The sequence below is a fragment of the uncultured Roseobacter sp. genome, assembly GCF_947492555.1.
Taxonomy (GTDB): Bacteria; Pseudomonadota; Alphaproteobacteria; order Rhodobacterales; family Rhodobacteraceae; genus Roseobacter.
In genome coordinates this window covers 693,595-715,310 of record NZ_CANLNE010000002.1, presented here as the reverse complement: position 1 = coordinate 715,310, position 21,716 = coordinate 693,595, and the positions used below count along the sequence as shown (strand labels likewise).

Annotated in this window: 21 protein-coding genes and 1 tRNA gene; 6 read left to right on the top strand and 16 right to left on the bottom strand. The window is 58.9% G+C overall.

What is annotated here, in order from left to right:
- Nucleotides 1-226 precede the first annotated feature (226 nt).
- Nucleotides 227-1,537 carry a phosphodiester glycosidase family protein gene (locus tag Q1A07_RS10550; protein ID WP_299780472.1) on the top strand — a complete coding sequence of 437 codons (1,311 nt, stop codon included), beginning with the start codon at nt 227-229 and terminating at the stop codon, nt 1,535-1,537.
- A gap of 320 nt (nt 1,538-1,857) precedes the next feature.
- Here the strand turns inward: Q1A07_RS10550 and Q1A07_RS10545 are convergent, their stop codons facing one another.
- From Q1A07_RS10545 to Q1A07_RS10500, 10 genes are all read right to left on the bottom strand, one after another.
- Nucleotides 1,858-2,943, bottom strand: coding sequence for an ABC transporter ATP-binding protein (locus Q1A07_RS10545; protein WP_299780471.1), 1,086 nt, complete (start codon nt 2,941-2,943; stop codon nt 1,858-1,860).
- Nucleotides 2,940-3,731, bottom strand: a complete 792-nt coding sequence (locus Q1A07_RS10540; protein WP_299780470.1) for an ABC transporter permease — start codon at nt 3,729-3,731, stop codon at nt 2,940-2,942. The genes Q1A07_RS10545 and Q1A07_RS10540 overlap by 4 nt, the downstream gene beginning before the upstream one ends.
- A complete protein-coding gene (locus Q1A07_RS10535; RefSeq protein WP_299780469.1) occupies nt 3,728-4,714 on the bottom strand; it encodes an ABC transporter permease in 987 nt (328 codons plus the stop codon). Before Q1A07_RS10535 ends, Q1A07_RS10540 begins: the two co-directional genes overlap by 4 nt.
- A gap of 79 nt (nt 4,715-4,793) precedes the next feature.
- Nucleotides 4,794-5,900, bottom strand: a complete 1,107-nt coding sequence (locus Q1A07_RS10530) for an extracellular solute-binding protein (RefSeq protein ID WP_299780467.1) — start codon at nt 5,898-5,900, stop codon at nt 4,794-4,796.
- Nucleotides 5,901-5,959: 59 nt separating this feature from the next.
- On the bottom strand, nt 5,960-7,054 hold the full coding sequence (locus Q1A07_RS10525) for an NAD/NADP octopine/nopaline dehydrogenase family protein (RefSeq protein ID WP_299780465.1): 1,095 nt from the start codon (nt 7,052-7,054) through the stop codon (nt 5,960-5,962).
- Nucleotides 7,051-7,638, bottom strand: coding sequence for a peroxidase-related enzyme (locus tag Q1A07_RS10520; protein ID WP_299780463.1), 588 nt, complete (start codon nt 7,636-7,638; stop codon nt 7,051-7,053). The genes Q1A07_RS10525 and Q1A07_RS10520 overlap by 4 nt, the downstream gene beginning before the upstream one ends.
- On the bottom strand, nt 7,635-8,111 hold the full coding sequence (locus tag Q1A07_RS10515; protein WP_299780461.1) for a hypothetical protein: 477 nt from the start codon (nt 8,109-8,111) through the stop codon (nt 7,635-7,637). Before Q1A07_RS10515 ends, Q1A07_RS10520 begins: the two co-directional genes overlap by 4 nt.
- The gene (locus tag Q1A07_RS10510) at nt 8,108-9,580 is read right to left on the bottom strand and encodes an NAD(P)/FAD-dependent oxidoreductase (RefSeq protein WP_299780458.1); all 1,473 of its coding nucleotides are present in this window, start codon (nt 9,578-9,580) and stop codon (nt 8,108-8,110) included. The genes Q1A07_RS10515 and Q1A07_RS10510 overlap by 4 nt, the downstream gene beginning before the upstream one ends.
- A gap of 37 nt (nt 9,581-9,617) precedes the next feature.
- Complete coding sequence (locus tag Q1A07_RS10505) at nt 9,618-10,955, bottom strand: MFS transporter (protein ID WP_299780456.1); 1,338 nt, start codon at nt 10,953-10,955, stop codon at nt 9,618-9,620.
- Complete coding sequence (locus Q1A07_RS10500) at nt 10,952-12,409, bottom strand: aminotransferase class V-fold PLP-dependent enzyme (RefSeq protein WP_299780454.1); 1,458 nt, start codon at nt 12,407-12,409, stop codon at nt 10,952-10,954. Before Q1A07_RS10500 ends, Q1A07_RS10505 begins: the two co-directional genes overlap by 4 nt.
- A gap of 107 nt (nt 12,410-12,516) precedes the next feature.
- On the opposite strand from Q1A07_RS10500, the gene Q1A07_RS10495 reads away from it, so the two are divergent.
- Nucleotides 12,517-12,981: an Lrp/AsnC family transcriptional regulator gene (locus Q1A07_RS10495; protein WP_299780452.1), complete on the top strand. Its 465-nt coding sequence runs from the start codon at nt 12,517-12,519 to the stop codon at nt 12,979-12,981.
- A 245-nt stretch (nt 12,982-13,226) separates the two neighbouring features.
- Here Q1A07_RS10495 and Q1A07_RS10490 read toward each other — a convergent pair.
- A tRNA-Lys gene (locus Q1A07_RS10490) sits at nt 13,227-13,302 on the bottom strand.
- Nucleotides 13,303-13,408: 106 nt separating this feature from the next.
- Between Q1A07_RS10490 and dapF the strand changes: the two genes are divergently transcribed.
- The 4 genes from dapF to Q1A07_RS10470 all read left to right on the top strand — a co-directional run bounded on the left by dapF (nt 13,409) and on the right by Q1A07_RS10470 (nt 16,767).
- Nucleotides 13,409-14,242: a diaminopimelate epimerase gene (dapF, locus tag Q1A07_RS10485; RefSeq protein ID WP_299780450.1), complete on the top strand. Its 834-nt coding sequence runs from the start codon at nt 13,409-13,411 to the stop codon at nt 14,240-14,242.
- On the top strand, nt 14,239-15,492 hold the full coding sequence (gene mtaB, locus Q1A07_RS10480; protein ID WP_299780448.1) for a tRNA (N(6)-L-threonylcarbamoyladenosine(37)-C(2))-methylthiotransferase MtaB: 1,254 nt from the start codon (nt 14,239-14,241) through the stop codon (nt 15,490-15,492). Before dapF ends, mtaB begins: the two co-directional genes overlap by 4 nt.
- Nucleotides 15,493-15,583: 91 nt before the next feature.
- A complete protein-coding gene (locus tag Q1A07_RS10475; RefSeq protein ID WP_299780446.1) occupies nt 15,584-15,946 on the top strand; it encodes an antibiotic biosynthesis monooxygenase in 363 nt (120 codons plus the stop codon).
- 146 nt (nt 15,947-16,092) lie between these two features.
- On the top strand, nt 16,093-16,767 hold the full coding sequence (locus Q1A07_RS10470) for a Crp/Fnr family transcriptional regulator (RefSeq protein WP_299780444.1): 675 nt from the start codon (nt 16,093-16,095) through the stop codon (nt 16,765-16,767).
- A 713-nt stretch (nt 16,768-17,480) separates the two neighbouring features.
- Here the strand turns inward: Q1A07_RS10470 and Q1A07_RS10465 are convergent.
- From Q1A07_RS10465 to Q1A07_RS10445, 5 genes are all read right to left on the bottom strand, one after another.
- Nucleotides 17,481-18,269 (bottom strand): cytochrome c1, encoded by a 789-nt coding sequence (locus Q1A07_RS10465; RefSeq protein ID WP_299780442.1) that lies wholly within the window; start codon nt 18,267-18,269, stop codon nt 17,481-17,483.
- A 13-nt stretch (nt 18,270-18,282) separates the two neighbouring features.
- Nucleotides 18,283-19,611 carry a cytochrome b gene (gene petB / locus Q1A07_RS10460; protein WP_299780440.1) on the bottom strand — a complete coding sequence of 443 codons (1,329 nt, stop codon included), beginning with the start codon at nt 19,609-19,611 and terminating at the stop codon, nt 18,283-18,285.
- 12 nt (nt 19,612-19,623) lie between these two features.
- Entirely contained in the window at nt 19,624-20,184 is a 561-nt protein-coding gene (gene petA, locus Q1A07_RS10455; protein WP_195821297.1) for a ubiquinol-cytochrome c reductase iron-sulfur subunit, read from the bottom strand.
- 199 nt (nt 20,185-20,383) lie between these two features.
- The gene (locus tag Q1A07_RS10450) at nt 20,384-20,995 is read right to left on the bottom strand and encodes a glutathione S-transferase (protein ID WP_299780437.1); all 612 of its coding nucleotides are present in this window, start codon (nt 20,993-20,995) and stop codon (nt 20,384-20,386) included.
- Between the two features lie 38 nt (nt 20,996-21,033).
- Complete coding sequence (locus Q1A07_RS10445; RefSeq protein WP_299780435.1) at nt 21,034-21,666, bottom strand: FMN-binding negative transcriptional regulator; 633 nt, start codon at nt 21,664-21,666, stop codon at nt 21,034-21,036.
- Nucleotides 21,667-21,716: the final 50 nt, after the last annotated feature.

Here is a 21,716-nt window from a genome sequence, read left to right as displayed (position 1 = left end):
AGCAGTTGGCTTTGAGTTGCAGACAGGTCCAGCCCATCGTCCGGCGGGTTTGGCTGCATTCAATTCGTTTGGGTATCGCTGACAGTCAATTCGTGCCATACTTTGCGGCAAGCCAATTGGAATACGGGACCGGAATTGTCGACCACGTTCCAGTGCACGTGGCTTCGCGTATTGACTGAGGTTTTCGCTGAATGAATTGGCGCTTGTCAGTCGGGGGTTGCTTTATATGATCAAACTGACCGAGCGCCAGCACAAGAAGAACGTCATTACGTCTCACGGTACGACAAGAAAGGTCGGAAAAGGTAGTGCAACTGCCTCTCCTGCTCAGCCTTCGGCAAGCACTACGAAATTGCAGCTCTTGCAGCAGATGGCCGATGCCAGCCTAAACGTAGAGGACCTGCAAAATGTTCAGGAAGCCGCCGACAACCATGTGCAGCCCAAGTCACAAGCGCCGGCACGAGTTGTGCAACGATACACTGACAAGGACATTGAAAATATCACCAAAATGCAGGCGCTTATAAGGCGCCGCAATGTGCAAAAGCAAATTCGCGTGCAAAGCGAAGGTAAAGGTATAGTAGGGACCCGCATTAAAAAACCCGCAGAAGGCACCGCATCCGTCGCTGGCCAGGGATCGCCTCTGCGCACCATTCAAGACAACCTCGATCAATCATCGGTCTACAATCAGATGCGGGTGCTAGGCGGAGCAAAGATGGGCGGCGTCGTTGGGACTGGAGAAAAGGAGAAACCTCAACCTGTTGCATCGCTTTCTGCCGATCTGCCAGAGGGCACCGCCGTCATAAATGGCGGGTTCTTTGCCCATCAGTCGAACATGCGCAGCGAAGAAGGATGGGACCCAAAGACAGCTCAAAGTAGTTCAATTCCTGACCCCGTTGGTGCGTACTATAAGCACGATGAGCTGAAGGAAGTCGGACAAGAAGGAGTTGGCAGGCCAGTTGGACCAACCAGTACTCGATCAGATCACCTGCCGATCCCATCGGAATACCAAGACTACTATGGTCAATTGAATGTTGGCGCAGAGGTGGGTTTGAGCAGCGGCCCCCTCCTCGCATTGGATGGAACAGCAACCGATATTCCGGACCCTAAGAACGATGACAGATTCAAATACAGATTGGGTCCCGTCGGGGAACAAGAAGAAAACCCCCGCAACAAGCAAGTTGGTGTAATGACCCACGCGGAAGATCGAAATGCGCGCGCAGCCATCTCGGTCAAGGGCGATGATGCCATAATGCACACGGTTACGCCTACCGCGATGCGACCCAACGAGGGCGTCACCATGGATCAGTGGCAGCAGATTACCATGGCTGGCGCCGGAATTCGACAAGAGGGGGGCAATCCAGCGAGCGGGTCCACTCTTAACCTTGATGGTGGCGGGTCGGTTTACATGGGCGTGACAGGTGAAAGCCCTGAGGAAATGCGGGCAATTGCCAAGGGACAACGGTTGGGCGAAGAGAAAGAACGGCCAGTCGGGAACATAATTGCGAGTTTGCCCGACGCCAAAGTCAGAAAGGACGAATAGCCCCGCTGTTTTGTCCTTGAAGGTGATGCCTCCCATTGCTTGCCACAAGGCAGTATGCTGATCGGTGGACATTTACCGCCAACTTTGGGGATTGATGAAAACCTGATGCGTTCGGGACTTACGCCGACGCATACTGCCAAGCGCAAAGCGCTTTGGGAAACGCGTATCAGTGGGGCAAGTTGTCCCGGAAATTGGCGTCGAGGTCAGCCAAAACAGTTTGCGCAAGATACAGCAGATAATACCGGCATGGTTAAGCGTGGCATCAGGGACTCAGACAGAGGTCCGTAAGGTTGTAGAAGCGACCGGACCGATTTGACGCTTCAGTCTCTGAGAACGGCCATGTCCTTACTGTCCCAACCGATCCAGATAGGGTCCGCTCCGAAAGCGCTTCCGGTCTCGGCATCCACAAAGGCACGCAGAATTGCGCCCTCGGTCTGATCAACCGCCAAATCCACGGCCATGCGGCTTCCCAGAAAAGTCTTGGCCACGACCTTGCCCTGCACAGCATTTTCGGCGGAGGGGCGCTCGGCAGACAGACCGAGTTTTTCCAGTCTAACCGACGCCGTGATGTTACCCCCCACCGCCGACGTGAAACCCGGCGCGAGGCCCGTCAGGTTCTGACCAAACCAATCTATCACGATCTTGTCACCGTCCTGGCCTCGCAATGTGCCGGACAAAAGATTGGTGTCACCAACAAACTCCGCCACGAAGCGCGAGGCCGGGTGAAAATACAACTCTTCCGGCGTGCCGTCCTGTTCGACACGGCCCTTGTTCATCACGACGATCCGGTCGGACATGGTCAGCGCCTCCTCCTGATCATGGGTCACGAAGAAGAAGGTCTTGTGGGTGCGGCGCTGGATGGATTTCAGCTCCAACTGGACCTGCCCGCGCAGCTTGGCATCCAGCGCCCCTAAAGGTTCATCCAGCAGCAAGAGCGCGGGATCCGGTGCCAGAGCGCGCGCAAGAGCGACGCGCTGCCGCTGACCGCCTGACAATTGCCCGGGGTAGCGGTCGACATAGGTTTCAAGTTCGAGAAAGGCCATGATCTCGTCGGAGCGTTTTCGGATCGCAGTCTTGTCCATGCCTTTCAATTCCAGACCGAAGGAAATGTTCTGGCGGACGGTCATATGCGGAAACAGCGCATAGTCCTGAAACACCATGTTCACATGACGTTTCTCAGGCGGTTGAAGGGTCACGTCTTCACCATCCAGAACAACACGGCCCGAGGTCGGGCGTTCAAACCCCCCCAGAATGCGCAGCGTGGTGGACTTGCCGCACCCCGACGGCCCAAGGAAGGTCACGAACTCACCGCGCGCAATGTCCAGTGTCAGATCGTCAAGGGCTACCGTATTACCGAAGTGTTTGGAAACGCCTTCAAGAAGAACAAGCGAGGCTGGGGCGGTCATGGGTTTGTGTCCTTATTCGTGCGGCGCGTAAAACGTTCGGCCCAGATGCCGATGGCGGCCGTCAGCACCAGTGCGACGGTCGCAATTGCATTGATTTCGGGGGACATGCCCGATCGCAGCTTTGCGAAGATCAGGACAGGCAGCGTTGGCTCGTACCCGCCCAGGAAGAACGAGCGGACAAAGTCGTCAAAGCTGAGCAGCAGGCAGAAGATGCTGGCGCCCAGAATGGCAGGGATCAGGTAGGGGAATGTGATCCTGAGAAAGGCGATGATGGGGTCAGCACCCAAGTCCCGTGCCGCTTCGATCTGGCTTTTGGGAAGGGTCGATAGCCGGGCCATGACGACAAGGGCGACAAAGGGGACGTTGTGCACCGCATGCGCCCAGATGATGGCGCCCATGCCCGGCTCTATCCCCAAGAGGCGGGCATAGATGCGAAACGCGATGGCCGAGATGATGCCGGGCACCAGTGCGGGCAGAATGGTCAGCCCGAAGATGGCCGCCCGTCCAAGGAACTTGCGCCCTTCAAGCAGCACCGCAATCCATGTGCCGACCACCACCGAGATCAGGGTCGAGAGCACCGCGATGACGACGGAATAGGTCAGCGTCGATACGACTTCGGCGTCGGCGAAAACGCCCAGGTACCAATCCAACGTCCAGGATTTGATCGGGAATCCGATGAATTTGCTATCCTTGAAGCCCATCAGGATCATCAGCATCAGCGGCACGAAGACGTAAAGCACAAAGGCCCAATAGATGCAGGACAGAAGGATGCGATTGCCGCGGGTCATTTCGTGTCCCCTTTGCGCAGGGCGTACATCAGTTTCTGGAATACGCCCGTCAGCAGCATCGCGGTGACAAACATGATCGTGGCAAAGGCCGCGCCTGTGGGCCACTCATCCCCCGCCACGTGAAAGAACCCGGCGATGGTTTCAGAAAATACCGTGGTGGAAGGTCCGCCCAGCAAAACCGGCGTGGCGTAAAACCCGGTGGAGATCAGGAAGACCAGCGTGCAGCCCGAGGAAATCCCCTCAAGCGTCAGCGGCAGGGTCACGCGGCGGAACCGTGTCCATGCCCCTGCGCCGAGGTCAGCGGCGGCCTCGCCATAGCTTTTGGGTAGTTTCTCGAGTGCGGAATAGAGCGGCAGCAGCATATAGAGCGCGGTCAGGTAGACGATGCCTATCCCCATTGAAAAGCTTGTATACATGAAGGGGATCGGCCGGTCGATCAGGCCGAACCATTTCAGCACGAGGTTCACGGCGCCGGTGTTCCCGAGAAGGATCATGATGGCATAGGTGCGGACAATCTCGCCGACCCAGAACGGGATCAGCAGCAACAAAAGCATCAGCAACTGGTTCTTGCGGCTGACATGGCGGGCCAGGAAATAGGCCACCGGGAATGTCAGGATCAGGGTACAGAAGGTAAGCGTTCCGGCAAAGATCAGCGTCCGGAAAAATGGCTGCCAGAAGATGCGCTCGCCAAAGAACCGCGCATAGTTATCGAGCGTGAAGTGCTGTTCGACCCCCGGAGCCACGGGGTAGGCATCAATCAGGCTGACCCGCAGCATCTGCAGCATGGGGCCAAGGTGCTGGGTCAGGACCCATAGAATGGGAAAGGCGGCAAGGATGACAAACTGCCGCCGCGGCGATGTCGTGACCAGCTTCATCAGCGCGGTGTAGGGCGTCCAGACGGACAGCCACCCCCAAAAGGTGCGGTCAGACTTCTCCGGCGCGACGCCAGCGCTTTTGGTGCGCGTCGTAGTATCATTGCTCATGCAGAACTTCCTGGGTCAGCCGGGCCGTGTCCTCGCCCATTCGTGGACGGGCAAGGACGGGTTTACATGCCGCCAGTGATCAGGCGGCTTTGACCGCTTCCACGGCCGGGTCAACAAGGCTGTACTTCATCTCATTCGCCTCGGCACGGAAGAACTGCAGATTTGCCAGTTGTTCTTCCGGGAAGGACGTCGATGCCTTTTCAAGGTCGGTCAGATAGTTCGACGCATCCTTGTAGGTCGAGATGAAGCCCGATGCCTTGGTCATCGATGCACCGATTTCGGGTGACGCAAGGATCGCATCAAGGAACTGATAGGCGTTGTCGACGTTCGGCGCGTTGTTGGCAATGTTATAGGTATAGACAAAGCCATATGAGCCTTCTTTCGGGATCGACATTGCCAGCGGGAACCCATCGTTGATCAGCGCTGCCGCCGGTCCGTTCCAGCTATGTCCCAGGGCGATGTCCTGGTTGACGAACATCTGCTGCACTTCCGCGCCACTGTCATAGTACTTGCGCACCAGAGGCTTCTTGGAGATCAGAAATTGCTTGGCCTCCTCAACAATGGCGGCAGCCTTTTCCGGATCATCCATATACGCGACCATATTGCCATCGTAGCCCAGCTTAAGCATGACAATCGACATCATGTCCTGGATGATATAGGCGGTCTGGCCCTTGTATTTCTCCGAGAACAGAACATCCCAGCTTTCGGCCTCTTCGGCGCTGACAATGTCAGTGTTGTAGGACAAAACTTCCATACCCGACAGGATGGGAGCGCCCCATTTGTTGCCGTTGATCGTGGACCAGTCGCTTTCCGAGAAGGTCGGGTTGATGTTGCCCCAGTTGCTCAGGCGGCCGGTGTCCAGCGGCGCCAGAAGGTCGCTGTCTATGAACTGCAAAAAGCGGTGACCAGCCACGGTCATGATGTCCACGGTCGGGTTCGGCGCTTCAGCGGCCAGCAGGTTGAACTGCTTGCCCTGATCATCGACGAGCCGCACGTTGACCTTGATGCCGGTATCGGCCTCGAACTGTTCTTTGAAGGCCTTGGGGACAAAGTCGTTGTAGGTCCAGATATTTACTTCTCCGCCAGCGGCTTTCGCGTGACGCAGGTAAACCGGGCTGGCCAGCGCCGCACCAGTCATGGCGGCGGTGCCGAGGAAGCGGCGTCGGTTGAATGATAGTTTGGTCATATCGGGCGTCTCCTTGTTGATTCAGTTTTGTCCGTATCATTGTTTGGTCGCGACACCGCTCAGGGCGTCGGCTGCAGCAACCCGGTACGGGCGGCCTGTTGCAGGTCGTCAAGGCTGAAACGGTCAAGTTCCAGCGCATTCAGGATTTCATTTTCGGCTGGGAAGTCGCGGCCGTACATGGCCGAGAATATCTTGATCCCGGCTTCGTGCAATGTCGCAGGTTGGCCGGTCAAACGGCCCAGAACCGCAGTCAGTTGCAACCCATATGGCACGTCTTCGGTAACATAGCGGCTGTCGGCGGTCGCGGGGCCGGTGCCGCCATTGCCTTGCGCGTGCATTTGCTGGTTCATCTCGGAAATCGACGCCATGGGGACGTGGAAGCTAAGGTGGAAGTGCTCGAAAATCGTCTTCACGTCGAGGCCAAGCGCCTCGGCAATGGCCAGCCGTTCGAGATCAAGCTGTTCCAGCAACCGGCCAATTTTGGGCGTCACGTTCTGGCCTTGGCTCCAGGTCTCGCCCCGTTCCATGCGTGTGATGTTACCCAGGGCGATGCCGAGATGGTTCTGCGGGTTCAGATTTGACAGCGAAATCGCCAGTAACCCGTCGCGCGTCTGAAAACGGTCTCCGAATAAATTGCGGCAGAGGTTCAGAGCAGCATCGGTGTCTGCCTTGGGAACCGAACACATGTCGACACGGGCGCGGACGGTGTTGACCTGCACCGCAGCTCCGTCCTGCCTTCGCCCGGTGACAACGGTGGTGCCCCAGGCAGTGATCGGGGCCTGGACGCCACGCGCTGCCAATAGCTGCATCAGATAGACCGCCCCAAGCGAGGCGTGGGACGAGATGATAACCTGTTGACCCTCCCGAATATGCGGGGCCAGCGCGTCCATCACGGTCTTGTGCCCGTAGGCTGGCAACGCGATCAACAGCGCGTCGGTGTCTTCGGCAAGTTGTTTTGCAGAGTTGGCGATGGCTGGCGTGAATTCCGCCTCAATAGCGCCCGAGGCGGAAAGGGGTGCCGCCTCCAGGGCCGCGGTTCCCGCCCCCGACGGCGACCACAGCATAGGTACATGACCTTGCTCGTGCAAAAGTGCTGCCGTGCCACAGGCGATCGAGCCAGCGCCTGCGATCCCTATGCGCATCGGTGCGCTCATGCGCCGGTCTCCTTGCGGACGGGGTCGCCCAGCACATGCATCAACCGATTGGCCCATCCGAACAAGGCAGCGGACAGGATCAGGTCAAGGATTTCTGCGTCTGACAGACCGGCATTCCGCAGCGCATCCATATCGGCCGGTCCCGCAGCGGGCGGCGCTTCAGCGGATTTCCGTGCGAAGTCGAAAATTGCACGGTCCCTTGCGGTCAGATCGGCGTTCTCGCCCTTGGCGAAAAGTTCATCCGTAACGGTTGTGTCTTTTTCAAGCTGGGCATGACGGTCGGCATGCACGGCAGCGCAATAGATGCAGCGGTTGACCATCGAGGCCGCAAGCGCCCCAAGCTCGCGTTCCGCGCGCGACATGCCGCCCGGGTCGTACATGATCGCGTTGAAGAGCGGCGAGCGGACCGCAAGGCTCTCGACATCATGGGCCAGCGTCAGGACATAGTCCGACACCTTGGTGTTCGAGGGGGTGACCTGAAGCGCTGTTAGCTGTTCAGGTGTCGCCTCGTCCAGTTTCACAGGCGTCACCCGAGGCCGCCAGCCGGGCACGTTACGGGTAAATTTGTGGAGGACGCGGCTCATCCGGCGGTGCCTTGCATCAATCGCAGGCCCGCGATCACCCGGACCTGATAGGCGAGGAAGGCAACAAGTTCGCACAGACGAACGACATCGGCATCCGAAACGCCCGCAGCCTGCAGCCCGGAAATGTCCTCCGCCGCGACGTCGCGGGTCTGGTTGGCAGTTTTGTCGACGAAGGTCAGCACATGCCCCAACCCCGAATCATACGCGCCCGGATCAGCAAGTGCGACCTTGTCCCCGGCAGCTGTTGCATAGTGGTCTGCCAGTGCGTGCTCTCCGGCGTGATACGCGACGCGTGCAGCCAGGGCTGCCCGCAGATCGTGGCCGAAGGCACCGCAGTCTTCCGGGCGCAAAACGGCTTGTTCCGCAGCCTGACTCATATTGAAAATGTTCGCCCTGCTTGACGTGGCAGCTGCCAACCGACTGTCCGGCGTCAAACCGGATGTGTTCAGAATCGTCGTATCAAATAGCGTCATGCCACCCGACCTTCCCGCGTTTTCGTGCCGGCCTCAAGGTCTGTTGCCTCCCATTCGTCGCCCAAAAGCTCGGGCTTGTCGTAGTCCTGCATGCCCTGCCAGTGCGTTTCGATGTCCTCGGAGTACAGCGTGGCGGCAATCGCGCGCGACAGCCATGCAGCCCCGTCGCTGATGCCTGGAATATCGCCGCTGACCTTACCAAGACTGGCCGAGGCGCCGTAGTTGAAACAGTAGACATTGCTGAGCCAGGGGGCCTGTCCCGGCGTTTTCTCACGGAATGTGAAGTCGGCATTCAGATAGGGAAAACGCCCCAGATCGCCGGATTCTTCGCCTTCGGGCGGGGTGTAGACATCCCGCCACAGCAGGATTTCGCCCGCCGTGTCGCCAAATTCGGTGCGGGCCATCGGGTCGATGATGAAACCCGTGCCAAGGATCACGAAATCGGCGTCGTAGGACGTGCCGTCCGCGAAATGGACGGTCGCGCCATTGCCCTTGGGGTCGATGCGCGTGGTCGCCTTGCCGAAGTGAAAGTAGGCATTGGCGTGACGGCTGACCCGCAGGGTCGAGCCGCGCGGCGAAGGTGTTTGTGTCGCAAAGCTGTATTGCATGAAACGCCAACGCCATTCGTCGCTCATCCCGGCGAACCCGGCGGTGAAGCCAAAGCTGCCAATCCCCATCATCTTGTTGACGGTCGGCATTTCCTTGCGCCGGATCAGATGGCGCACTTCAGCGGCCCCGTGTTCAAGCGCTTCTGCCGAATTATCGACGGCTGACGCGCCGACACCGATAACGGCGACGCGCTTGCCCTTGAGACTTGCAAAGTCAATCTCGTCGGCACTATGCGCCCACAGATGACCGGGCAGATCCCTGATGAACCCGGGAATATTCGGGCCTCCCGTACCATCGCGCCCGGTGGCAAATACGAGTTTGCGGGTCAGAATGGTTTCACTCGTTGCGCCCGAAACCGTCAGGCGCAACAGATCGCCTTCTGGCTCGACATGGTCGACCGAGATGCCGTTTTCGACTGGAACACCCAGGACATCGCGATACCAGCGAAGATAATCCATCCACATGGTGCGCGGTATCTTGTCGAGTTCGTCCCAGGCTTTCGCGCCGAACTGGGCACGATACCAGGCCTGACATGTCAAAGAGCCGTGCCCGAAGGCAGGACCCGTCAAGGTCTTGGGAGAGCGCAGGGTCTCCATTCGCGCATAGTCAAGCCAGGGCCCTTCGCGGCCCCTCTCTGCGCGATCCAGCACGCGCACATTCCTCATGCCGCCGGTGGCCAGTGCAAACCAGGCCAGCGTGCCACACATGCCGCCACCGATAATCACCACGTCCGACACGCCATCGCGTGGTGGTACCCAATCTTTTCCGGGGTAGCAGAGAAACTCCAGATCCTCTTTCAGCCGCGCCTCAAGCGCAGACAGGCCCTTGGCGTCGATGGGCGAAAGGTCGTCGTTACTCATTGTCGTGATCCTTTCAAGGCATTGTTTTGGGGCGACATCAGATTGTCCGTTGCGTCCACGTCGGATGCAACTCGTCGATATGGAAGTCATGGATGTGGCGGTGATGCGGTCCGCTGGCGGGGACCAGTTTCAGGTGTGGATGATCCGCGGGAAGGTCGGGATGGGAGTGATCGCGCCTCAGGGGATCATCGGCTGGCCAGACTGACATGCCGACTGTTGCGACGACAGTGCCCACGACCGACAGGATCAACAGCGACGTTTCAAGCGAGGCCATCCCCCCCAACCACCCGGCCAGAGGATATGCCACCAGCCAGCCTGCATGGCTGAGCGAGAACTGCGCCGCAAACACCGCCGCGCGATCCGCGCTGACGGCAGATCGTGTAATGACCAGGCCACCAGGTGTCAGAACCAGAGAGGAGGCGACCCCGAATGCGGCCCAGATCACGGCCAACGCTAGGAACGGCATGGGCGGCAAGAGCGCAAAGACGGCACCGGCAAGGGCAAAGCCATAGGCCCCCATCAACATGACCGAACGTTCGCTCGTCAGCTTCAGCAACCGAGGGACAACGATGGCCCCGATCCCCGCCCCGAGCCCGTAAAAGGCCATGAGCATCGGAAAAAACCGTTCGGCATCGCCCAGTCTTTCACCAGCGTAGACGACCGAGTTGACCAACACCCAGGCCAGCGTCAGCGATAGCGACAGATTCAACAGGAACAGGCCGCGCAAGCGCGGCGTCCGCGCATAGATCTGTAACCCCAGGCTCGCCCGTTTCATGAATGGCCCCTTGCGATCGGCAGTTTCCCGGACCGGGAAACTTGTGACAAGCAAGGCCACGACCGACCCCAGAAATGACAGGGATGCCACAAGAAAAAGCGTCTCGCCGCTGGCCAGGTTCAGCAAGGCCGCTGCGATGACGGGACTCAGAACGGCCTCCAGCGTGTAGGCAACGCGTGACCAGGCCAGTGCCTTGGTATAGGCTTCTTCCTCGGGCAGGACGTCCGGAATGGTGGACTGAAACAAGGGCGTAAACCCCGCCGACAGAACAAAAAATGCAAACGCAAGTGTGGCGACGGCCCAAGTCTCGGTGACAAAAGCCATGGGCACAAGCAGCAGCATCCGCCCCAGATCCAACCCCACCATTGCACGTTTTCGCGATACGTTGGCCAGAACGGTCTCAGCCAGAGGCGCCAGCACGACATAGGCGACCATCTTCAGCGCCAAAAGCATGCCCAGCATCTGTCCGCCCGCCTCGGCTCCGCCGATCCGGTAAGCCGCGAGCGACAAGGCAACTGTCAGCAGGCCGACCCCCAGAAGCGAAAAAATCTGGGCCGCAAACAGTCGGCGGAACGATCTATTCGCCAATGGGCTGGTCACGACACAAGACTTCCTTCGGCTTCTGGCTTAGGGGAAAAGCGCGCGGTCGCGGGATCCGCCCCATAACAACCCTGGTATCTTGCAGCGTCTGCCGCCAGATTGTCCACTGCCGCGATAATCGCATCCGCCTTCTCATCTGTCAGCAGTGCTGAAAAATTCAGCCGGACCCAGCCAGGTTTTTCAAGTTCTTCGCCGCGTGCGATGGCGACACGGATCGCCTCGGAACTGCCCCTGTCCATTCCAAGTAACCTGTGGGCATAGGGGCCGGCACAGGCGCAGCCGCCACGCGCCTGCACACCGTGGACATCGCTAAGCAGTCGCGTGAAGAACTGGTGATGCACATGGCCGCCCGCTCCGTCCGCTATCCGCAGGGAAAATATTGGCAGGGCGGGGGCATCCTGCACACCCAATATCTCGATCCGGGAATTCTTTTTCCAGACGTCGAGCGCGCGCGTGCGCAGAGCCACGTGCCTCTCGTTCATCCAGTTTTGCCCGAGGGCTTCTTTCACGAGCATGCACAGGGTCACCCGGATGTCTCCGGTGACATTCGGGGTTCCGCCTTCCTCCCTTTCGCAAAGCTGCGACGCATAGGTATGCCCCCAGGGCGAGACGAAACTGACCGTGCCCCCGCCTGGCAGAGTTGGCGTCTGTTGGCGTGCCATGGCGTCACGCAGGATCATCACCCCCGAAGACCCCGGCCCGCCAGGAAACTTATGCGGGGAAAAAACGATCGCGTCCTTTGCCGCATCGCTGCCCGCACGCATCTCCATTTGCACATAAGGCGCGGCACAGCCATAGTCCCATATGGCCAGCGCGCCTTGTTGTTTAAGCAGCCGTGTCACGCCATCAACATCCGTTAGAATGCCCGTGACATTGGACGCGGCCGAGAAGGCACCCACAACCAGATCGGCGTCCTTAACAGTTTGCAACACGCGCCGAAGCGCCTCGAAATCCGGGCCGCCATTTGGACCTTCCGCAACCTCGATCACCTCGGCACCGCTTTCGCGCCACGGCAGGATGTTCGAGTGATGCTCGTACGGCCCGATGATGACTACCGCGCGGCCGGTCTTTGCGACGGTCCGAATATCAAGCAGCCCGACCAACCGGTTGATTCCGGAAGTCGACCCTGACCCGGTGAAGACAACGCTGATCCCATCCGCTGCACCAACCAACCGGGCGATTTCGGCCCTTGCTGCTTCGCGCAGCCGCGTGATGAATGCCCCGCAGTAGGAGGCTTGAGTGTGGCTGTTGGCGTAAAAGGGCAGCACTTGATCGCGGATGAAGTCCTCCACCTGCGTCAGTGCCCGGCCCGACGCGACATAGTCAGCATAAAGCAGTGGCCGGGGACCGAAAGGCCCTTTGATTTCGATCCCGTCGCCAATCAACCCCGCCCTGATGTGGTCAATGACATCAGGGCGCGCCAGTGATGCCTTGAAGTCATCCAGAAGTGACATGAGTGCGATCCGTATGGTTGGCTTCTGCCTACTTTGACACAGGAAATACGAAATAAATCATTCGTTTTTGGGTGTGACGCCGCAAAATTTTTGATAATGATTGATGAATGGCAATAAAATTAGATCAAATTGACCTTCGCATTCTGGAAGAACTGCAGCGGGACTCCGGGCAATCGCAACGGGCGCTAAGTGATCGGATCGGACTTTCGCAGAATGCGTGCTGGAGGCGGCTGAAGGCCCTGGAAGCCAACGGTGTCCTTGCCAAGCGCACCGTTGTTTTGGATCGCGCACAATTGGGCATGGGTCTGGTGGTCTTTGTCATGGTGAAAACGCGCCACCATTCCGCCAGCTGGCTAAAGCAATTTCGTAAGCATGTATCGACGATTCCCGAGGTCATCGACTTCTTTCGTATCGGCGGTGAATACGACTATCTGCTCAAGATCGTGACGCAGGACATGCATGGATATGACCACGTGTACAAACGTCTGATTGATGCGGTCGAACTGGAAACCGTGACCTCGTACTTCGCGATGGAAGCGATTGAGGAACAGCGCCCGATCCCTTTGACCTGATCTGGCTTGGCAGCTGATGCACACCTGAATTTTCGGCGCAACTATTCCCTACTGTCTTCTGTTCTGAAGATGCTCTGCTGATCATCCGGGCAACGATGAGCCTTTGGATGAGGGTGAAGACGTTCGAGAATCAGGATCCTTCAAACAGACAACGTTCAAAAGGACAAAAAGTATGAGTGGAAAGGACAGCAACGTGACGCCAGAGTCCAAAAGGACCGACTGATCACATCTAGTATTTTGTTAAGTGGTGAGCCGTGCAGGATTCGAACCTGCGACCCACTGATTAAAAGTCAGTTGCTCTACCAACTGAGCTAACGGCCCACTAGGGCGCTTACTTAGAAAGGCGCCGGGGGAGGGTCAAGCCCTTATTTGGTGTTTTGGCAAGGACATACTGGATAGTTTTGCAGCATCAGCTTATATGGCCGAAATGCGCAACGATGATCATACCGGATTGCCCTTCATGAAGATGCACGGGCTTGGCAACGACTTTGTCGTGCTGGACGCACGCGCGCAGGAAATCGACGTCACGCCAGAACTCGCGCGGGCGCTCGGCGACCGGCATCGCGGGGTCGGATTTGACCAGCTCGCGGTGATGACAAACGGTGCCGACGCGCTGCATCTGACCTTTTTCAACGCCGATGGATCGGGGGCCGCCGCCTGCGGAAATGCCACCCGCTGTGTTGCCCATCATGTCATGCGGGAAACCGGTCAGGACAGGTTGCGTCTGATAACCGAGCGCGGCCCGCTGGAGGCGCAGGACATGGGCGATGGCCTGACCTCGGTGAACATGGGGCACCCGCAGCTGGAGTGGGCGGATGTGCCCCTCGCACGGGCGATGGATACGCTCTCCTTACCGATGGATGGTGCGCCGGTCGCCACGGGCATGGGCAATCCGCATTGCACCTTCTTTGTCGAGGATGCAGAGCTTATCGATCTGGCCACTTTCGGCGCCGCGCATGAACACCACCCGCTCTATCCCGAACGCACCAATGTACAGGTGGCGCAGCTGGTAGGCCCCGACCACATTCGCATGCGCGTCTGGGAGCGTGGCGTCGGCATCACCCTGGCGTCGGGTTCGTCAAGCTGCGCCACAGCGGTCGCGGCGGCCCGCCGCGGGTTGACAGGGCGCTCGGTGCGGGTCGATCTCGATGGCGGCACCCTCCATATCGATTGGCGCGACGACGGTGTCTGGATGACCGGGCCCACAACACATGTTTTCAGCGGGGTTTTGACCCCGGAATTCCTGGCCTCCCTATCATGAACGCACCCGTTTTCTCCACCATGGGTTGCCGCTTGAATGCCTATGAAACTGAGGCCATGAAGGAGCTCGCCTCCGCCGCTGGTTTGAGCGATGCCGTTGTTGTGAACACCTGCGCCGTGACGGCAGAGGCTGTGCGCAAGGCCCGTCAGGACATTCGCAAGCTGCGTCGCGCTCATCCTGACGCCCGGCTGATCGTCACGGGGTGTGCCGCGCAAACCGAACCGGAGACCTTTGCGCAGATGCCCGAGGTCGATGCGGTGATCGGAAATACCGAGAAGATGCAGGGCGCGACCTGGCAATCGCTGGCGGCGGATTTCATTGGCGAGACTGAAGCTCTGCAGGTCGACGACATCATGTCGGTGACCGAAACGGCTGGCCACCTGATCGACGGCTTCGGCACACGCAGCCGCGCTTACGTGCAGGTCCAGAACGGCTGCGATCACCGCTGCACCTTCTGCATCATCCCCTACGGACGCGGCAATTCGCGGTCGGTGCCTGCTGGCGTGGTGGTCGATCAGATCAAGCGGCTGGTCGATAAGGGTTACAACGAGGTTGTCCTGACCGGCGTGGATCTGACGAGCTGGGGGGCAGATCTGCCCGCCACGCCGAAACTGGGGGATCTGGTCATGCGCATCCTGCGCCTTGTGCCGGATCTGCCCCGCCTGAGGATCAGTTCCATCGACAGCATCGAGGTGGACGAGAACCTCATGATGGCCATCGCCGCCGAGCCGCGCCTGATGCCGCACCTGCACCTTTCCCTGCAGCATGGGGACGATATGATCCTGAAACGGATGAAGCGGCGACACCTGCGGGATGACGCAATCCGCTTTGCCGAAGAGGCACACAAGCTGCGCCCCGATATGACCTTTGGGGCGGATATCATTGCGGGCTTTCCGACCGAGACAGAAGCGATGTTCCAGAATTCACTGGCGCTGGTGAGCGAATGCGATCTGACGTGGTTGCACGTCTTCCCCTACTCCGCCCGTCCCGGCACACCCGCCGCGCGCATGCCCGCGGTTGACGGAACCGTGATCAAGCAACGTGCCGCGCGCCTGCGGGCGGCTGGCGCGGCGCAGGTCCAGCGTCACCTGCAAAGCCAGACCAACCGACAACATCACGTGCTGATGGAAAGCCCAACCATGGGGCGCACCGAACAATTCTGCCCGGTCGAGGTCGCAACTCCGCAGGTCGAAGGGAGCATCGTGACGCTGACAATCACCGATCACAGCACGGACGCGCTCCTGGCCTGATCCGGACATCCGGCTCTCTGCGACACTAGAATTCTCGTGACAACACGCCGGGATGCTCGCTACTCTGGGAACACCTTGTGGGAGAGGTGTATTGGAAGATCACATTGAATGGGTCCTGGAAATGACCATCCAGGACGGCATGTATGATGGTGTCCAGCCATTGATTGACGAAATGGTTGCCGCGACGCAGGCCAATGAGCCCGGTGCGCTGGTCTATGACTATCATCTGACGGAGGATGAGACCCGGTGCACAGTGCTGGAGCGCTACGCAGACAACGATGCCGCACTGCTTCACTTGCAAAACTTCGGGGCACATTTTGCGGAACGGTTTCTGGCCACCTTCGCGCCGGAGCGCTTTACAGTCTACGGCCCGTCCAATGATGCATTGCGTGGCGCACTTTCCGGGTTTGGGGCAACTTTTGACACCCGGATTGGGGGCTTTTGTCGCGTGTGACCAGCACGGATCGATCATTCACATCAAACCCGCAGGAACAGCATTTTCATCATTGACGGGGGCTCCCGTTTTGATTGAAAGGCTCCACGTGGCAAGGTACGCTTGGCTGTTCTGAACACCAGGCGTCAGGAAAGAAAGAGACCTCGATGGACACAGTCACATTGCCAAAAACCGGGTTCCTGGCCCATGCGTCTCAGGACTTGTCCGACCTGATGGCCTCTGTCGCGACCGAAGTGTCCCTGGCCGAAGGCGAGGTTCTGTTTGAGCAGGGCGATATCGGCGATACGCTCTACGCCATCGTTTCAGGCTCCCTTGAATTCAGCGTGCTGTCCCGCGAGGGGCGTAAGCTATCGCTGGACGTGATGCGGCCCGGGGCGCTCTTTGGCGAGATCGCTCTTTTTGACCCCGGCACGCGCACCGCCACGGTGACCGCTCTGGAGCCCACGCGCCTGCGCGGCGTCAAAAACGCCGATATGCTGCGCGCGATCCGCAAGGCGCCCGATCTGGGCATCGACATGATCCAACTGGCCGGGGAACGGATGCGATGGATGAGCAGCCAACTCAACGAACAGGTATTCCTGCCAATGCCCGCGCGACTGGCCCGGAAGATCCTCTATCTTACGGTGGACGGATCAAGGCAACTGACCATCCTGCCTCTGTCGCAATCGGAACTGGCCGAATTTGTCGGTGCCACCCGCGAAGCCGTTTCCAAGACCCTGTCCCTGTGGAAACGCGCCGGGGTGATCGAAGCCTCGCGCGGCGGCGTGCGGGTGCTTGACCGGGACGCTTTGCAGGTCATGGCAGATCTCCATCAGATTTAATCGTCCCATGTGAACGGCTTCACAGACCCCGATTCGATTTTGCTGCATCTTGAGGGCAGGTTGGGACAGAAGGTCCTGATCTGACACCGCCGGGACTCCGGGGGTGTACGGCAAAAAGGGGCTTTCAGATGACACGCCGCAGTGAAAAACAGACCGATCGTGCGAAGGTTACGCCTTCGACGTCTCCAGTCAGGATAATGCTTGCCTGGCTGGTAGAGGCGGACCGCGAATTTCGCGCGGCCCAGTCCATGGTCGAAAAATTTCACCGTCGCTTCTGAGAGTGGTGAGGTTGAAATGGCTGTAACACTGACAATCAAGATGGGATCTGCGGTGACACAGGCCCGGCTGGGTGCGTTTTCCCGGACGCAACCGCACAACAAATCCCAGGCCGAAATCGCCCAATGTGATCCAGTTCACATACAGCGATTCCCGATTAATGTATTGTTAACTTATTAGTGGTGACCGGTAGCGAGTAACTGCTCTGAATTGCGGGGCACACAGTAGGTACGGAAAGAATTCAACGGTACGGGACAGGAATGAGATCACGGCGAAAGACGCGTTCAGCTGCCAACTAGCTGTGAGACTTCGGACCACCCAATTCTGACTCTCCCCAGGGTCTGTCATTAGCCTTCCCAGTGAAGGTGCAGACGGAAAACCCCCCGCGCGATCTCGCACGGGGGGTTTTTTAACGTCCGTAAGTCAGGCAGTCGACGTTAGCCGATGTCCTTGCCCTTAACCGGCGCCCAGAGACGTTTGTTGGTCAGGTAGAGCAGGACAGACAGTAGTGTCAGCAACAACACGCCCGCAAAACCCGCTTGCTTGCGTGCCATCATCTTTGGCTCCGCCGTCCACATCAGGAAGGCCGAAACATCCTCAGAGATGTGATGAAGGTCGTTCTCATGTCCATCGGCAAATTCGACATCCTCGCCATAAAGCGGCGGTGCCATGGAAATCCATCCTCCGGGGAAGGCTTTGTTCTCATAGAGGATCACACCTGCTTCTTCTTTCTCCTCACCAGTGTACCCGGTCAGCAGAGAGGCAATGTATTCAGGTCCGCCGATGCCTTTGAAGAACTGGTTGATCCCCAGACCATAGGGTCCGTGAAAGCCAGCACGTGCCTTTGCCATCAGGCTCAGGTCCGGTGCGTTTTCCAGGCCAGACGCGGGAAAGTGATCTGAAGGTCTTGCGGGCCGAAAATCATCCAGTTCGGGATCAAAGACCTCAAAGTTTTCCGCATAAGCGCGCACCTGGTCCGCAGGCAGCGAGGGGCCGCCCTCTTCAGCCAACGACCGGATCGGCACGAATTTCAATCCGTGGCAGGCAGCACAGACTTCCGTATAGACCTGCAGACCGCGTTGCAGCTGGTTTTGGTCATATGTGCCAAACGGACCCTCGAACGAGAAATCGAAGTCTTCGATATGCGTGTCATAGGCGCCAGCCGCCAGACCGGCTGTGGCCAGACCGAAGGCCGCCACAGCACTAAGAGTAAGAGTTCTGAACATGATCTTTGGTCCTTTATTCAGCAGGCGTGGCGTCCGAAGACTTCGGATAATGCGAGGTGAAGTCTTCTTCGATGGTGGCCGGTTGCGCGACCGGTTTCTCGATCACGCCAAGAAGCGGCAAGATGATCAGGAAGTACGAGAACCAATAGGCTGAGCCAATCAGAGCGATGATCGGGTAGATACCCTCGGCAGGCATCGCACCCACCCACATCAGGACGAAGAAGTTCACGACAAACAGCCAGAACCACCACTTCAGCATCGGCCGATACCGTGCGGAACGTACCGAAGAGGTATCCAGCCAAGGCACAAGCGCCATGACGGCGATCGAGCCGAACATCGCCAGCACACCGAAGAACTTGGCGTCGATGATCCCACCGGTGATGAAGGAGGCGAACTGCACTGCCCAGACTGTATCATCAAAGGCCCGCAGGATCGCGTAGAACGGCAGGAAGTACCATTCGGGCACGATGTGTGCCGGCGTCGCCAGAGGGTTCGCTTCGATGTAGTTATCCGGGTGCCCGAGGTAGTTCGGCATGAAACCGACAACAGCGAAGAACACCGCCAGAATAACCGCCAGGGCAAAGAGATCCTTGATCACGAAGTAGGGCCAGAACGGCAAGGTATCTTTCTCGGCTTCTTCCTTCGACGTACGGCGCACCTCGACCCCGGTCGGGTTGTTGTTGCCGGTGGTGTGGAAAGCCCAGATGTGAACGACGACGAGGCCGAGGATCACGAAGGGCAGCAGGTAGTGCAGCGAGAAGAAGCGGTTCAGCGTGGCATTGTCCACCGCTGGCCCACCCAAGAGCCACGTTTGCAAGGCTTCGCCGATGAACGGGATGGCACCGAAGAGGCCGGTGATCACGGTCGCACCCCAGAAGGACATCTGCCCCCAGGGCAGTACGTAGCCCATGAAGGCTGTGCCCATCATCATCAGGTAGATCAGCATTCCGATGATCCACGTGATCTCGCGGGGCGACTTGTAAGACCCGTAATAAAGACCGCGCAGGATGTGCGCATAAACCGCCACAAAGAACAGGGAGGCGCCATTCTGGTGCATATACCGCAGCATATAGCCGCCGTTCACGTTGCGCATGATGTGCTCAACGGACGAGAACGCGAGGTCGACATGTGGGGTGTAGTGCATCACCAGCACGATGCCGGTCACGATCTGCAGCACCAGCACGAAGGTCAGAACGATGCCCCAGATCCACATCCAGTTCAGGTTCTTCGGTGTGGGGATCATCAATGTATCATACATGAGCCCGACAATCGGCAGGCGGCTGTGCAGCCACTTTTCACCGCCGGATTTTGGCTCGTAATGGTCGTGAGGAATTCCAGCCATCAGGTTTCTCCCTTAACCGAGTTTGATCGTGGTTTCATCCACGAATTCTGCTGTTGGTACCGGCAGGTTCGTTGGTGCCGGGCCTTTACGGATACGGCCTGCGGTGTCGTAGTGCGACCCGTGGCAGGGGCAGAACCAACCGCCAAAATCGCCGGCGTCGCCCAGAGGCACGCAGCCAAGGTGCGTACACACACCCATCATCACCAGCCATTCACCAGTTTCATCCAGTGCACGGTTTTCGTCCGACGCATCTGCGTCCGCAGCGATGTTCGCGTTCTCGGCGCCCTGATCCGGCAGATCGCTCAGCTCGACATCGCGCGCGGCCGAGATTTCCTCTTCGGTCCGGCGACGAATGAACACCGGCTTGCCGAGCCATTTCACGGTCAGCTGCGTGCCGGGCTCGACCTCGCTCACATCGACACGGATCGAGGAAAGGGCACGCACGTCAGCGGAAGGGTTCATCTGATTGACCAGCGGCCAGACAGCTGCACCTGTGGCGATAACGCCGGCGCCGCCTGTGGCATAGTAAAGGAAATCCCTCCGGGTGCCTTCGTGATCTTCTGCGTGGGACACGGCTTTGCTCCATTTCCAGGGCCGGGGACCGGCCAATAATCCGTTTGGCCGCGCAAAGCACAGCCTTTCTCCAGCGGGTATGTAGCGCCGTGCTTCCGTGGCGTCCAGTAATCAAAACCGCGCAAAGGGTCGCAGGCGCAACCACTTTCAGCGTTTTTTAGGCTTATCTTCCACGAAAGTCGTTAATCCCCACAAGATTTCAGCCCGCAGGCGGCTGGGTCGCCTGCATGGACGCCCGCGAATCAAACTGTGCATGCCAGGCTGCCAGAGCCTCATTGCCAGCCTGCCAATTGCGCGCGCCATGGCGAAAATCGACGTACGACAGGGCACAGGCAACCGAAATATGTCCCATGTCGATGGGTCCTGACAGATGGCTCATCCAGCGGGCGTTCAGCACGGATATCGCACGCGCCACCTTGGCCCACTGTGCTTCGATCCAGTCGCCATACTGCATCTCTTCCGGGCGCAGGCGCATCTCATAGGCCATGGAGACGGCGCAATCCATGATGCCATCCCCTGTCGCCTCAAGCGTCAGGGTTTCCCAGCGGGAGCTGCCCACAGGATACATCTTGCCGCCATAGAGATCGTTTAGGAAGGCGGTGATCACCCGGCTGTCATAGAGCGTGGTGCCGTTATCACGGACCAGCGCGGGCAGTTTGGCCAGCGGATTACTAGCGGCCAGAGCGTCGTCTGAGGCAAAGGCCGTCGATGTCACACCTGCCAGCTCGACCTCATCCGCCTTGTCCAACTCGTGCACCAGAACAACGACCTTGCGCACAAATGGTGATGCGGGGGAATGAAAGAGTTTCATGAGCCTATCCTTTTCCGGTTATGCGGACCCTAGCAGAGCTATGCGCCCTGTCCATTGGCCCCGCGCATCAAGGCCGCCAGAACGGTCAGGTCGGTCCCGATGCCGCAGGCTTCTACATAATCGGCCGCATGCATCCGTACGTCGTCGGGCTTGTTCTGGTTGAGCTTCCATGTGCCGTCCACGCTGGTCACGCGCATCCGGCAGGGCACGATCGCGCGCATCATCCGCTCCATCACACCCTCAGACATTTTCGACGGCGTCCACGGCGTTTTGGGCAAGAGGCGGTCTTCGAAAAATGCGGACTGGCGATCAAGCAGATCGTGCAATTCATCCTGCGGGCGCAGCTCCAATGTGCCAGTCAGATGCACGGCCACATAGTTCCATGTGGGCACCTGATCGGCGACGTCGTACCAGTCCGGCGACACATAGCTGTCAGGGCCAGACACCGCGATGCGGGCAGCGGCAGGTCCGTCTTTCAACGCGCGCGCAATCGGATTGGACCGCAGCAAGTGCAGCCACAGCGTGTCGCCCGCCTCCTCCAGCAGGAAAGGGATGTGCGACATCCATGGCCCCTCTGCCCCGCCGACCGCCAGAATGCCAAAGGCGCGATCACGGGCATAGGCGAGGTTCTCGGCTTCTTCATGGGTATGAAAAACGGGATTGGGGTGCATGTGCTCCGGCCTTCGAAGAGGGTATGATTCCTCTTGCAGGCTTTCCGACA